Below are 14,274 nucleotides of genomic sequence, written 5' to 3'. Positions count from 1 at the left end.
TTTCAAGTACGAAGTTAGTTTTTTTGAAAAATAATTCCAATTCCTTCCACCTGAAGAATTATTAACATAGCCTTGAAACACTTATTATTACACGGTTTTTTAATATTAAATATTTTTTCTTTTAAAATCTAAAAGAAAAGACTTATCTTTGCCGAGCGTTCATTCAAATATTGAAAATGTTATCAAGAAAGGTTGAGGGATTAGACCCTATGAAACCTTAGCAACCCTTTGTGCAAGCAGAGAAGGTGCTACGTTCTACCAATTTATTTTGGACAGATAACTTACTGAAGTTCTTTTCAGCCATTCCTGTGGCATTTTCAATTGTATTAAAATAATAGAATTGAAAACAGAACTAAACTATATTAATCTTTCGTATCGTACCTATTCCCAGAAGGAATACCATATCCCGTTGACTTATCAGATCTTCGGGAAAGACTTGTTTACAGCACCTGTTATATTGGTCAATCATGCTTTAACCGGAAATTCAAATGTTTCCGGTGAAAAAGGATGGTGGAAAAAGCTGATCGGTGAAAATCAGGTTATTGATACGACTCAATATACCGTTCTGTGTTTCAATATTCCCGGAAACGGATATGATCATTTTTTAATTGACGAATACGAAGACTTCACACCTTCAGATATTGCAGAAATATTCCTGAAAGGCCTTGAAGCTTTACATATCAAAAACCTATATGCCATTATCGGAGGTTCACTCGGAGGAGGGATTGCATGGGAAATGCTTGCCAAGCAACCACAGTTGGCAGAAATCTTTATTCCTATTGCCTGCGATTTTAAAACCCATGACTGGCTTCATGCACAATGCCTGGTTCAGAAATTTCTGCTCAACGGAAATGATGAGCCCCTGCAGAAAGCGAGAATCCATGCTATGCTGTGTTACAGAACACCTCAGTCCTTAAATGACAGATTCCAAAATAGATACGATCAAAAAAAACAGCGGTTAGAGTCCGAAGATTGGTTGGTTTATCACGGAAATTCATTAAACGAAAGGTTTAGTTTAAAATCCTATAAGCTGATGAATCACTTGCTGATGAATATGAACACTGAAGAAGAGCAGTTAACAAAAATCAGTGCCCGAATGCACTTAATTGCAGTAGACACAGATTTATTTTTCCCCGCTTCAGAAATTCGAATGTGCTTTGAGCAGCTGAAAGAGAAAAAGAAAGAGGTTTTCTATCATGAAATACAGTCAATTCACGGGCATGATGCCTTCCTAATGGAATATGAACAATTAAATACTATCATAAAAAATATTTTGTAGAATGAGAAATGCTAACGAGATAAAGTTTTTAAAAAACAGATCAATCATCAAGTTTGAAGGAGAAGATTTCCTGGGTGAGATCGGAATCGACGGAAGAATTTTTAAAGCGCTTACTTTGGCGCGCATCAGTGTAGGAGTGATCTCCCAGCAGGCCATCGAAAACGGAATATCTATTCTCGTAAATGAAGCTGATGCAGAAAAAGCAGTGACCTGCCTGATCGATGAGTTTGAAGCAGAAAGAAAATCAGGAAAAGTTTCACAGATTTACAGCATCAATAATGTTTCTGTACTCGGATTTGTAGCGGAAGATTTCAATAAAGTTCTTGCAGAGCTGGCCAGAAACAATGTCTTTCCACTTCTTCTCAATCAGGTGGCAGCCGAAAAGAGAGTGAATATTGTTGTTACCTCTTCCCAGGATGAGAAAACGAAAAATATCATTGAATCCGAAATTTTCAAAAAGCCTAAAACCGTTCATCTGGCAATCATTGGCCACGGTAACGTCGGGAAAACATTAATAGAACAGGTTTTACGATCGTCTGAAGAAATAAGGAGACGTAAAAAGATAGACCTTAAAGTCGTTGCAGTAGCCAATTCAAGAAAAATAGCTTTCAATAAAAAGGGTTTCAATGCAGACTGGAATGATGAGGTTTTAACAGCAGAACATTCGTCAAATGTAGAAGAGCTTATCAATTTTTCAAAAGAAAATCAGTTGGAAAACCTGATCGTGGTAGATAATACGGCAAGCAAAGATTTTGTAAAAAATTACCATGCGCTGGCTGAAAACGGTTTTGACCTGGTTTCATCCAACAAAATTTTCAATACTCTTCCCATAGAAGAATATCGTAAACTAAGATATACGTTGAGCAAAAATAACAGACGTTATCTTTATGAAACCAATGTAGGAGCAGGCCTTCCATTGATTGATACCATAAAACTATTACATCTTTCAGGAGAAAATATTACCAGAATAAAAGGAGTATTCTCCGGATCGTTGAGCTATATTTTTAATAATTTCTCTGTGAGAAACGATAAATTCTCAACCATTATCGGGGAAGCAATGGAAAAAGGGTATACAGAACCTGATCCGCGTGAAGACCTTTCCGGAAACGATGTAGCAAGGAAACTTCTGATTCTGGCAAGAGAATTAGATCTGATCAATGAATTCCAGGATATCAACATTCAAAATTTAATTCATGAAGATCTTCTGTCCGTAGATAAAAATGAATTTATCTCAAGACTGGATGAACTGGATGAAGAATACCAGAAAACCAAAGAAGGGCAGGAGCCTGGACATGTGCTTCGTTATGTTGGCGATCTTCACGGTGACCTTCAGAAAGACAAAGGTCAGCTTGATGTGAAATTGGTTTCCGTGCCTGGTAGTTCTGCTTTAGGTCAGCTGAAAGGTTCAGACTCTATTTTTGAGATCTATACAGAAAGTTATGGCGAAAACCCAATCGTGATCATGGGAGCCGGAGCCGGAGCTCAGGTAACGGCAAGAGGAGTTTTTGGAGATATTTTAAGAGTAAGTGAAACGAAATAATATTAATAATGTAACAATATAGCAATGTAACAGTCTAGCAATCATTGATACATTGTTATATTGATTCATTGGTACATTGATAATTAAACTATATGGAAAATTTTGAAACATCAGCAATAAGAACCCAGACTGAAAGAACCCAGTTTGATGAACATACAACACCATTATATCTTACATCCAGTTTTATATTTCAGGATGCAGAAGATATGAGAGCAAGCTTCGCTGAAGAAAAACCTAAAAACCTGTACAGCCGTTTTTCAAACCCGAATGTGACAGAGTTCACTGATAAGATTGCAATAATGGAAGGCGCAGAAGCCGGGTATGCATTTGCAACGGGAATGGCTGCCATTTATTCAACATTTGCGGCTTTATTGAATGCCGGTGATCATATTGTCAGCTGCCAGTCGGTGTTCGGATCTACCCATACCTTGTTTACCAAGTATTTCCCGAAATGGAATATCGAAACCACTTATTTTAAAGCTGGAGATGCAGAAAATGTAGAGCAGTATATTAAGCCTAATACAAAAATTTTGTATCTCGAAACTCCAACCAATCCGGCTATTGAGATTCTGGATCTTGAATTTTTTGGGCAGATTGCAAAAAAACATAACCTAATCTTCATTGTAGATAACTGCTTTGCAACGCCTTATCTGCAACAGCCCATTAAATACGGTGCAGATGTTGTTGTACATTCTGCAACAAAACTTATTGACGGCCAGGGAAGAGTATTAGGTGGAGTAGCTGTAGGAAAAGCCGACCTTATAAGAGAGATTTATCTTTTTGCAAGAAATACCGGACCGGCGATGTCACCTTTCAACGCATGGGTATTGTCAAAAAGCCTTGAAACACTAGCTATCCGTGTTGAAAAACATTGTGAGAATGCTTTGAAGGTGGCTGAGTTTTTAGAGAGCCATCCCAATGTAGAACTGGTAAAATATCCTTTCCTAAAATCTCATCCAAGTTATGAAATTGCTAAAAAACAGATGAAGTTGGGTGGAAATATCGTAGCTTTTGAAATTAAAGGCGGAATAGAAGGGGGAAGAAACTTCCTGGATAAAATAAAATTGTGCTCGCTTTCTGCCAATTTAGGAGATACAAGAACGATTGTAACCCATCCGGCATCAACTACCCATTCAAAACTGACCGATGAGGAAAGAAACGAAGTAGGTATTACCGCAGGTCTGGTACGCTGTTCGGTAGGTCTTGAGCATGTGGATGATATCATAGCAGATTTAAAGCAGGCCCTGGATTAATTCAATATATGTTTAATGAAATAACTTAAATGGCTTCAGCCGAAATTTATACAATGAAAAATTCAGAACAACTATACCAGGCAATATCCGAGAGAATATTAATTCTTGACGGCGCCATGGGAACCATGCTTCAGCGTTATAAGTTTGAAGAAGAAGATTATCGTGGCGAACGTTTCAAAGACTGGGAACATCCGGTAAAAGGAAATAACGATTTGCTTTCTTTGACCCAGCCTCAGGCAATCGAAGAAGTTCACAAAAAATATCTGGAAGCAGGAGCTGATATTATCGAAACCAACACTTTCTCAGGAACGACAATCGCTATGGCAGATTATCACATGGAAGAATTGGTTTACGAACTGAATTATGAATCAGCAAAAATCGCAAGAAAAGCCTGTGATGAGTTTACCGCTAAAAATCCCGATAAGCCAAGATTTGTTGCAGGCTCCATAGGACCTACCAACAGAACAGCAAGCTTAAGTCCGGATGTGAATGATCCAGGGTACAGAGCTATTACTTTTGAAGAGCTGAGGGTTGCTTACAAACAGCAGTGTGAAGCTTTGCTGGATGGCGGTTCAGATATTCTTCTGGTAGAAACCATCTTCGATACCCTGAATGCAAAAGCAGCTCTTTTCGCGATTGATGAGATTCAGGAAGAAAGGAATATAAAAATTCCAATCATGGTTTCTGGTACCATTACAGATGCTTCAGGAAGAACTTTGAGTGGACAGACGGCAGAAGCATTCCTGATCTCAGTATCACATTTAAATTTACTGAGTGTCGGTTTCAACTGTGCCCTTGGTGCTGATCAGCTGACGCCGTATCTGGAAACATTAGCCCATAATTCAGAATTTTATGTTTCAGCCTATCCGAATGCCGGACTTCCGAATGCTTTCGGAAAATATGATGAGACACCGGAAGATATGGCAAGACAGATTAAAGAATATGTAGAGAAGGGATTGATCAATATTATAGGCGGATGCTGCGGAACCACGCCGGACCACATCAAAGCCATTGCAGATCTGGTAGCAGAATATTCTCCAAGAAAATTGAAAAAATTTGTCTGATTTAATAGATTTTTTTAATTAAATATGGAGTAAGTGCTTGAGTATAAATGTTATCTTTAAATAAGTCACAAAATTTAACATTATGGAAAAGCCAGGTTACTTGAAAAATTCAGAGGATATAAGACTTTTTAATGAACTAAGAAATAAAGTGAATCAGCGGTTAGAACAAATTCCGGAGAACAGAGATGTTTATATACAGATCAAAGCGATTATCCTGCCTTTGGTCTATTTTGCGTTGTATTTCTTTGCTTTATTTAATGCTGACAAATCCTGGATATATATCGGAAGCTTTGTTTTAATGGGGATTTCTTTGGTGTTGATTTATTTAAACCTGATCCATGAAGCTGCTCACAATAACATTTATAAAAGTAAAAGACTGAACTCGCTCGTGCTGCGTATTTTTGACCTTGTAGGAGCTAATTCATACATCTGGAAGAAAAGACATATTGCCAGCCATCACGCCTACCCGAATGTGGATGGATGGGATACGGATATAGAGCAGAGTGGCCTGCTTTTAATTGTTCCATGGGTTAAAGCAAAAGGAATTCAGAAATATCAACATAGGTTTTTCTTTCTGGTATATCCTCTTTACCTGTTCAATTGGATGTTTATCAGGGATTTCAGGGATTTTTTTGATAAAGAAAGAGTAATTTTAAAGACTCAGGGTTCAATTCCTTTCATTGAAAAAATAAAAATGGTGATTTATAAGCTGTTCTATTTCTTTTATCAGATTATAGTGCCTATCCTGTTCTTTAAAGTATCCATAGGCTTAGCTTTGGGAGCGTGGGGCCTTCAGATCATTGCGGCGAGTATTTTTGCGCTGTTTGTATTACTGCCATTGCATCCGCTTCCTGATAATGCTTTTCCAAAATTAGATACAAAAAATGGACTTCCTTTCAGTTGGCTCCGTCACCAGTTTGAGGTAACCAATGATTTAAAAGAAAATAACTGGCTGGTGAGAAATATTTTGGGGAATTTTAATTTTCATGTGGCCCATCATCTTTTTCCGAATTACAGCTATATGTACTATAACGAGATCACAGAAGAGATCGAAGAATTTGCAAAAGAACACAACTTAGCTTATAAAAGATTTCCAATTTTTACTGCTTTAGGCAAGCATGTAGACCTGCTGCGGCAGAATGCAAACAACGCCTATTATATTTTAGAAGAATAAAAATTAATGAAATATTTAAGATTGTCGGGCCTTGAGCCTCTTATTATAACGCCGGAAAGTAATTTCATCAATGTTGGTGAGAGAACCAATGTTGCCGGCTCCAAAAAATTTTTAAGACTGATCAAAGAGGAGAAATTCTCTGAAGCACTCGATATTGCCCGCCATCAGGTAGAAGGCGGTGCACAGATCCTTGATGTCAATTTCGATGACGGTTTGATCGATGGAAAAGCTTCCATGATTAAATTTCTGAATTTAATAGCGTCAGAACCAGATATATCGAGAATTCCCATCATGATTGACTCTTCCAAATGGGAGATCCTGGAAGCCGGCCTTCAGGTGGCACAAGGTAAATGTGTCGTCAATTCCATCAGTCTCAAGGGTGGTGAAGAAGAATTTATCAAGCAGGCCAAAGCCGTAAAAAGATACGGTGCTGCAGTCATTGTAATGGCATTTGATGAATCAGGACAGGCAGACAATTATGATCGCAGACTTGAGATTTCAAAACGGTCGTATGATATTTTGGTTAATCAGGTAGGTTTCCCGGCTGAAGATATTATTTTCGACCTGAATATTTTCCCTGTGGCAACAGGAATGGAAGAACATAGAAGAAACGCTATCGATTTCATTGAAGCCACCAGATGGGTAAGACAGAATCTTCCCTATGCCTCCGTGAGTGGTGGTGTGAGTAATGTTTCGTTTTCGTTCCGTGGAAATGATACCGTAAGAGAAGCCATGCACTCCGTATTCCTTTACCATGCCATTCAGGCCGGGATGAATATTGGTATTGTGAACCCTTCTATGCTGGAAGTATATGATGAGATCAATAAAGAACTTCTGGAGCTTGTAGAAGATGTGATTCTTGACAAAAGAGAAGATGCTACAGAAAGACTTCTGGAGTATTCCGAAAAAAATAAATCCGTCAAAAAAGAAATCGTTGAAGATCTCGAATGGCGAACAAGGCCTTTACAGGATAGAATTACCCATGCTTTGGTAAAAGGAATCGACCGTTTTATCGAAGAAGATGTAGAAGAGGCCAGAAAACAGGCCGCAAAACCATTGCATGTTATTGAAGTTAATCTTATGACCGGAATGGGCGTTGTGGGAGACCTTTTCGGAAGTGGGAAAATGTTCCTTCCACAGGTGGTAAAATCGGCAAGGGTAATGAAAAGAGCAGTGGCTTATCTGCAGCCTTTTATTGAAGCCGAAAAAGACGGCACAAGGCCAGCTAACGGAAAAATTCTGATGGCGACGGTAAAAGGTGATGTTCATGATATTGGAAAAAACATCGTAAGTGTGGTATTGGGCTGTAACAATTATGAAATTGTGGACCTTGGAGTTATGGTGCCTGCAGAGAAAATTATTCAGACGGCTATTGAACAGAAAGTTGATGTTATCGGATTAAGCGGATTGATCACACCAAGTCTTGATGAGATGGTATATATCGCTTCTGAATTGGAAAGACAAAACCTTAATTTTCCTCTGTTGATTGGCGGTGCAACCACATCAAAAGCCCACACCGCTGTGAAAATCGATTTGAAATATAAAAATGCAGTAGTTCACGTTAATGATGCCTCAAGGGCAGTAAACGTAGTGAGCTCCTTGTTAGGCGACAGAAACAAAGATTATGTTTCAGACCTGAAAGACGAATACTCTGATTTCCGTGAGAAGTTTCTGAACAGGCAAATTGATAAAGACTATGCTTCCATTGAAGAAGCCAGAAAAAATCATTTCAGTATCGATTGGGAAAATGAAGAAATTTTTACACCGAATAATTTAGGGGTAACCGTCATAGAAGACCAGGATCTGAACGAATTGCTTCCGTTTGTTGACTGGTCGCCATTCTTCAGAAGCTGGGACCTTCACGGGAAGTACCCGAATATTTTAGAAGATGAGGTGGTAGGAGCCCAGGCTAAAGAATTGTTTAAAGATGCCCAGGTTATTTTAAAAAGAATCCTTGATGAAAAACTGCTGAAAGCAAAAGCCATCTTCGGAATTTTCAAGGCCAACTCCAATGATACCGATGATATCTTAATCTTTGACGAAAATAATGAAGAACAGGCCAGATTCTTAACCTTAAGACAACAGGCCCAGCGTTCAAAAGGGAAAGAATATTTAGCATTAAGTGACTTTATTGCTCCTCAGGCTTCCGGTAAAACAGATTATGTAGGAGCTTTCTGTGTAACTACAGGTTTTGGTACAGACGAACTTGCAGAAGAATATGAAAAAGCCAATGATGATTACAATGCCATCATGGTAAAAGCTTTGGCTGACAGATTCGCAGAAGCTTTTGCAGAATTTTTACATAAAAAAGTAAGAACAGAATATTGGGGCTATGCCAACCAGGAAAATTTAAGCAATGAAGAACTGATCGCAGAAAAATACAAAGGAGTCCGTCCTGCACCCGGATATCCCGCATGTCCGGACCACCTGGAAAAGAAGACCATCTGGGATCTTTTAAAAGTAGAAGAGAACACCGGAGTTTTCCTTACCGAAAGTCTGGCAATGTTCCCAACGGCCTCCGTTTCCGGATATTATTTCGGAAGCCCGCATGCTAAATATTTTGGACTTGGAAAAATAACCGAAGACCAGCTAAAAGATTATGCAGAAAGAAGAGGCTGTAGCATTCAGGAAGCAAGAAAGTGGTTGTCACCCAATTTAGCAGATTAAAAAATATCAACAGGCACTTCCTTACAAGCTAAAAATATAACTAAACTATAAAATGAAGATCACTGAACACATAAAAAATGCAAATGGCAAAACCTTATTCTCTTTAGAAGTGGTTCCGCCCCAAAAGGGGATCGGAATTGAAGATCTGTATACCAATATAGATCCGCTTATGGAGTTTAAGCCCCCTTTTATTGATGTAACCACTTCCAGGGAAGAATATATTTACATTGATAAAGGAAATGGCCTGATGGAACGCCGGATTACCAGAATGCGTCCCGGAACCTTAGGTATTTGTGCCGCCATCCAGCATAAATATAATGTAGATACCGTTCCCCATCTCCTTTGCGGAGGCTTCACCAAAGAAGAAACCGAATACCTTCTGGTAGACTGTATGTACCTGGGAATAGACAATATAATGGCCCTGAGAGGTGATGCCATGAAAGGACATCAGTATTTTGAACCTACACCTGGAGGCCATGCCAGTGCCATGGATCTCGTTCATCAGATTAATGATCTGGGAAGAGGGAAATACCTTCACAATGATGAAAAAGCCTGTGATGAACTCAATAAATTCTGCATAGGAGTAGCCGGTTATCCGGAAAAGCATATGGAAGCACCCTCCATGAATTACGACCTGAAATGGCTGAAAGAAAAAGTGGATGCAGGAGCAGATTATATCGTTACTCAAATGTTTTTTGACAACAAAAGATTTATTGAATTTGTGACGAAAGCCAGAGAAATGGGAATTACCGTTCCTATTATCCCGGGAATTAAACCCATTGCCACCAAAAAACACCTGAAAATCCTTCCGCAGGTCTTCAAAATAGACCTTCCTGAAGAGCTGATCAATGAAGTGGAAAATGCTAAAAACAATGAAGCGGTAAAACAGATTGGAGTAGAGTGGGCTATCGCCCAATGCAGGGAATTGCTTGATTTTGGAGTTCCTGTGCTGCACTTTTACTCTATGGGAAAAAGTGACAATATTAAAAAAGTAGCCGGAGAGTTATTCTAATAAAATTCAAAATGAGAGGAGCCCTGCCATTATTAATAGCAGGGTTTTTTATTTAAAGGATAGGATGTCTTTCAAACTCCTTATTGCGGTCAAATAAATATCGGTATGTAGCCAGTTTTCTGGTCACAGTCGTGTCAAGACTCTCAGCTATTTTTATCATTTTAGGATTAAAATCTCCGATCCACTGGAGCTCCGTAGTTTTAAAATCCGTATGCTTTCTCAGGTGCTGCGTTCCTTCCCAGATCATATAGCCGTCAATACCTTTCTTCTGCCATTCCGGAACAACACCAAATACCAGTCCCACCATTTTTTCATTCTTTTTGAATTGCTTTATCCACAAAAGTTTAAGCTTTTCAACAATCCCGAATTTACCGTTCAGATATTTGAACCATTGGTTCACATCCGGAAGATTCATCCACATGGCAATAGGTTTTTCATTTTCATACACAAACCAGGAAATATGCTCATTGATGATAGGCTTCATGGTTTTGAACATTTTGAGGACCTTTGCTTCTTCCAGCTGCTTGCCTTCGCCATGGGCTGCCCATGCCTGATTATATATTTCTGTAAAATCTTTTGCAAACTTATGCAGATCATTCTTTTTCATCGGTCTTGCAGAGATGGCCGGGTTTCTGCTGTGCTTGGTATGCATTAGGGTAAAGATCCTTGAAACCTCCGCAAAAATCGGTCTTGAAAAACAGAGCTGTTCAAAATATACTTTGAAGCCATAATTTTCAAACAGGTCTTTGTAATATGGAAAATTGTAATTCATTCCGAAAAGCGGTTCAGCGAAGCCTTCAGTCAGAAGTCCCCAGAACTTATCCCGTTCCCCGAAATTAATCGGACCGTCCATAGCTTCCATGCCTCTTTTTTGAAGCCAGTTTTTACAATGATCAAAAATAAAATCTGCTGTTTTCTGATCATTGATACAGTCAAAAAAACCAATTCCTCCGGTAGGTTGTTTCTGCTCATAAAGAGTAGAGATGAACACAGCTACTTTTCCAACCGTTTCATTCTCTTTATTTTTAAATAAGAATCTGGCACACTCCCCATCCAGGAAAGATTTATTCTTTTCAGGATCAAAAATCTCTTCAATATCCTGATTTCTGGGTCTTATATAGCTTTTGTCATGCCGGTAAAGTTGGGCAGGAAATTCTAAAAATTTCTTTTTCTGGTTGTCACTCTGTACTTCTTCGACAATAATCATAAGGCTAAGTTGAGAAAGGATAATGTTTTTCGTCCAAAATGAAATTGATGAACAGATTTTATCCGTATTTTTGTTGCAAATTAAATAAAAATGGTTGATTTTACCGATAACGACGATGATATTTTCACAGGAAAAGAACATACGCCTATTAGGAAAGATGCTTTTGATAAATCGCCACAGGAAAAAATAGAAAAAATTACCGAACTTTTCGGTGAGATTATGGAAACACTGGGGATGGATATGACGGATGATTCTTTAAAAGATTCACCAAAGCGTGTTGCCAAAATGTATGTGAATGAAATTTTTGGAGGGCTTCTTCCTGAAAATAAGCCGGGAATTTCCACGTTCTCCAATAAATATAAATACCGCCAGATGCTGGTGGAGAAAGATATCACGGTATATTCTTTCTGCGAACACCACTTTCTGCCCATCATCGGAAGAGCGCACGTTGCCTATATTTCAAACGGCGAAGTGATTGGCCTTTCCAAGATCAACAGAATTGTGGATTATTATGCAAAAAGGCCACAGGTTCAGGAAAGACTGACCATGCAGATCGTAGATGCTTTGAAAGAGGCACTTGGTACCAAAGATGTAGCCTGTATTATCGATGCCAAGCATTTATGCGTCAACTGCAGAGGAATAAAAGATACGGCAAGTTCTACCATTACGGCGGAATTGAGTGGTATTTTCAGAACCAACCCTATCACCAGACAGGAATTTCTGCATTATGTGGGAAGTCATGCTAAACTTGATTATTAGTAAATAAATGGACTATCAGGTTTTAAGAAATATTGTTGATGCCGAACTTCAGAGATTTGAAACAATTTCAGAAGAAGAATGGTCCTATAAAATTTCACCGGAAAAGTGGTCCAAAAAAGAAATTTTAGGCCATCTTTGCGATAGTGCTCTTACCAATATCAGAAGATTTGTGGTAACACAATACAAAGAAAATGATACTATTGTATATGATCAGGATTTTTGGGTAAAAGCGCAGAATTATCAGAATATTCCGGTTTCGGAAGTGATCAGCCTTTGGAAGTCTTTGAATTTTCAGATTGTTCATACTGTGGGAAATATTCCTGACGAAGCTTTGAAAAGAACTTGTGATACAACAAAAGCAGTTCCTCAAACCTTTACTTTGGAATACATTATTCAGGATTATATTGATCATCTGCAATATCACTTGAAAGCAATTTAATAATGGTAATATTTAAAAAAGTTTCAAATAAAATTTTTCTCACAACAATTATCTGTTGTGGTTAGAATTATTTTAACTAATTTTTAAATCCTTTAATCATTGAATCTTTTAACTTAAAAAAATGCAATTAAAACTATATAACTCCCTTACAGGAGAAAAAGAAATATTTAAACCCATTTTAGAAGGAAACGTCGGAATGTATGTCTGCGGACCTACCGTGTACAGCAATGTGCATTTGGGAAATGTAAGAACATTTCTTTCCTTTGATTTTATATACCGTACCCTGATGCATTTGGGGTACAAAGTAAGATATGTCAGGAATATTACAGATGCAGGCCATCTTACAGACGATGGGAACGTAGATAACGACAGATTCGTAAAACAGACGCGTCTTGAAAAGTTGGAACCCATGGAAATCGTACAGAAATATACGGTCGATTTTCACAAAGTGTTGGAAATGTTCAACCTATTGCCTCCCAATATTGAGCCGACAGCGACAGGCCACATCGTGGAGCAGATCGAATTGACCCAGAAACTTATTGAAAGAGGTTTTGCCTATGAAAGCAACGGTTCCGTATATTTTGATGTTCTGGAATACAATAAAAGAGGCTTGAATTACGGTGAACTTTCAAAACGTAATATTGAAGAGCTTTTTGCCAATACCCGTGATCTTGACGGCCAGGGCGAAAAGAAGAATCCGCAAGATTTTGCACTATGGAAAAAAGCATCTCCTGCTCACATTATGAGATGGAATTCCCCTTGGGGTGAAGGTTTCCCGGGTTGGCACCTTGAATGTACTGCCATGAGCACGAAGTATTTAGGTGAAAAATTCGATATCCATGGCGGCGGAATGGACTTGAAATTCCCGCACCATGAATGCGAAATCGCACAGGGGAAGGCATGCAATGATACAGCTCCGGTTAATTACTGGATGCACGCCAACATGCTGACGATGAATTCTCAGCGTATGAGTAAATCTACAGGAAATTACATTTTGCCGATGCAGCTGGTTACAGGAGAAAATGATTTCTTCGAAAAACCTTTTCATCCGTCTATCGTCCGTTTTTGTTTCCTGCAGGCACATTACAGAAGCGTATTGGATATTTCCAATGATGCAATGATTGCCAGTGAAAAGGGTTTCATCAGGTTAATGGAGGCTCTTAAAGCATTAAACTCTGTCACTCCGGATAATGAAAAACAATCTGAATTCAATCTTCAGGAATGGAAAAATAAATGTTACGATGCTTTAAATGATGATTTCAATTCTCCGATCCTGATCGCTCATTTATTTGAAGCTGTGAAATATATTTTTGCTTTAAATGATGGTAAGGAAACAATTTCTGCTGAGGATCTTGAAGATTTAAAGTCAACACTACATGCCTTTATATTTGATGTTTTAGGACTTCAGAATATAGAAGAAAATAATAACGAAAAGCTCGATCAGACTTTAAAAGTTTTAATAGAACTGAGAAACCAGGCAAGAAAATCAAAAAACTTCGACCTTTCAGATCAGATCAGAGATAAGCTGCTTGCTGAAGGCATTGAATTAAAAGACGGAAGAGACGGAACAACTTACGTTCTGAATTAATCCAAAACACATAAGGACAGCTCCCGCTGATGACGTGGATTCTGCAGGTAAAATCTGTTGCAGTCCGTGTGATCAGCGGGAGTTCTTTTTTTGATGAGGTACAGGCAAATCTACCTTTACGGTTAACTTGCTATAATTATCCCGCAGATTTTTTTGTTTCTATTCCCTTAATTCTTTTGAACTCGGCAGCTCTACTCATGTCGGCAGAGCCAACGATCTTTGGTCATTTAAATTAATTCAGCTTAATGATCAGCCTTGAATTAAAAAAAACATAAATATCATTAATCTTTGC

At 38.4% G+C, this 14,274-nt stretch carries 11 protein-coding genes and 1 riboswitch; of the genes, 10 read left to right on the top strand and 1 reads right to left on the bottom strand.

The annotated features are described in order from the left end of the window. The first annotated feature begins 176 nt into the window (after window positions 1–176). Window positions 177–283: riboswitch (SAM riboswitch) on the top strand. 57 nt (window positions 284–340) lie between these two features. From DRF60_RS10275 to metF, 7 genes are all read left to right on the top strand, one after another. Further along, window positions 341–1,279 (top strand): alpha/beta fold hydrolase, encoded by a 939-nt coding sequence (locus tag DRF60_RS10275; protein ID WP_116011997.1) that lies wholly within the window; start codon window positions 341–343, stop codon window positions 1,277–1,279. Between the two features lies 1 nt (window position 1,280). After that, window positions 1,281–2,819 (top strand): ACT domain-containing protein, encoded by a 1,539-nt coding sequence (locus tag DRF60_RS10270; protein WP_116011996.1) that lies wholly within the window; start codon window positions 1,281–1,283, stop codon window positions 2,817–2,819. 92 nt (window positions 2,820–2,911) lie between these two features. After that, on the top strand, window positions 2,912–4,072 hold the full coding sequence (locus DRF60_RS10265; protein WP_111957194.1) for an O-succinylhomoserine sulfhydrylase: 1,161 nt from the start codon (window positions 2,912–2,914) through the stop codon (window positions 4,070–4,072). Window positions 4,073–4,125: 53 nt separating this feature from the next. Further along, on the top strand, window positions 4,126–5,136 hold the full coding sequence (locus tag DRF60_RS10260) for a homocysteine S-methyltransferase family protein (RefSeq protein ID WP_116012080.1): 1,011 nt from the start codon (window positions 4,126–4,128) through the stop codon (window positions 5,134–5,136). An 82-nt stretch (window positions 5,137–5,218) separates the two neighbouring features. Next, window positions 5,219–6,310: a fatty acid desaturase family protein gene (locus DRF60_RS10255; protein ID WP_116011995.1), complete on the top strand. Its 1,092-nt coding sequence runs from the start codon at window positions 5,219–5,221 to the stop codon at window positions 6,308–6,310. Window positions 6,311–6,316: 6 nt separating this feature from the next. Next, entirely contained in the window at window positions 6,317–8,977 is a 2,661-nt protein-coding gene (metH, locus tag DRF60_RS10250; protein WP_116011994.1) for a methionine synthase, read from the top strand. A gap of 52 nt (window positions 8,978–9,029) precedes the next feature. After that, window positions 9,030–9,989 (top strand): methylenetetrahydrofolate reductase [NAD(P)H], encoded by a 960-nt coding sequence (metF, locus tag DRF60_RS10245; RefSeq protein WP_116011993.1) that lies wholly within the window; start codon window positions 9,030–9,032, stop codon window positions 9,987–9,989. Between the two features lie 52 nt (window positions 9,990–10,041). On the opposite strand, the gene DRF60_RS10240 is transcribed toward metF, so the two are convergent. Next, the gene (locus tag DRF60_RS10240; protein ID WP_116011992.1) at window positions 10,042–11,196 is read right to left on the bottom strand and encodes a hypothetical protein; all 1,155 of its coding nucleotides are present in this window, start codon (window positions 11,194–11,196) and stop codon (window positions 10,042–10,044) included. 90 nt (window positions 11,197–11,286) lie between these two features. Between DRF60_RS10240 and folE the strand changes: the two genes are divergently transcribed. The 3 genes from folE to cysS all read left to right on the top strand — a co-directional run bounded on the left by folE (window position 11,287) and on the right by cysS (window position 13,982). After that, window positions 11,287–11,955 (top strand): GTP cyclohydrolase I FolE, encoded by a 669-nt coding sequence (gene folE, locus DRF60_RS10235; RefSeq protein WP_034725871.1) that lies wholly within the window; start codon window positions 11,287–11,289, stop codon window positions 11,953–11,955. A 7-nt stretch (window positions 11,956–11,962) separates the two neighbouring features. Next, window positions 11,963–12,394: a DinB family protein gene (locus DRF60_RS10230; RefSeq protein ID WP_116011991.1), complete on the top strand. Its 432-nt coding sequence runs from the start codon at window positions 11,963–11,965 to the stop codon at window positions 12,392–12,394. 121 nt (window positions 12,395–12,515) lie between these two features. Next, the gene (gene cysS, locus DRF60_RS10225) at window positions 12,516–13,982 is read left to right on the top strand and encodes a cysteine--tRNA ligase (RefSeq protein ID WP_116011990.1); all 1,467 of its coding nucleotides are present in this window, start codon (window positions 12,516–12,518) and stop codon (window positions 13,980–13,982) included. The last annotated feature ends 292 nt before the right edge of the window (window positions 13,983–14,274 follow it).

This window comes from Chryseobacterium elymi (genome assembly GCF_003385495.1).
Taxonomy (GTDB): Bacteria; Bacteroidota; Bacteroidia; order Flavobacteriales; family Weeksellaceae; genus Chryseobacterium; species Chryseobacterium elymi.
Note: the sequence above shows the minus strand (reverse complement) of the source record. Positions and strands in the feature narration are given on the sequence as shown.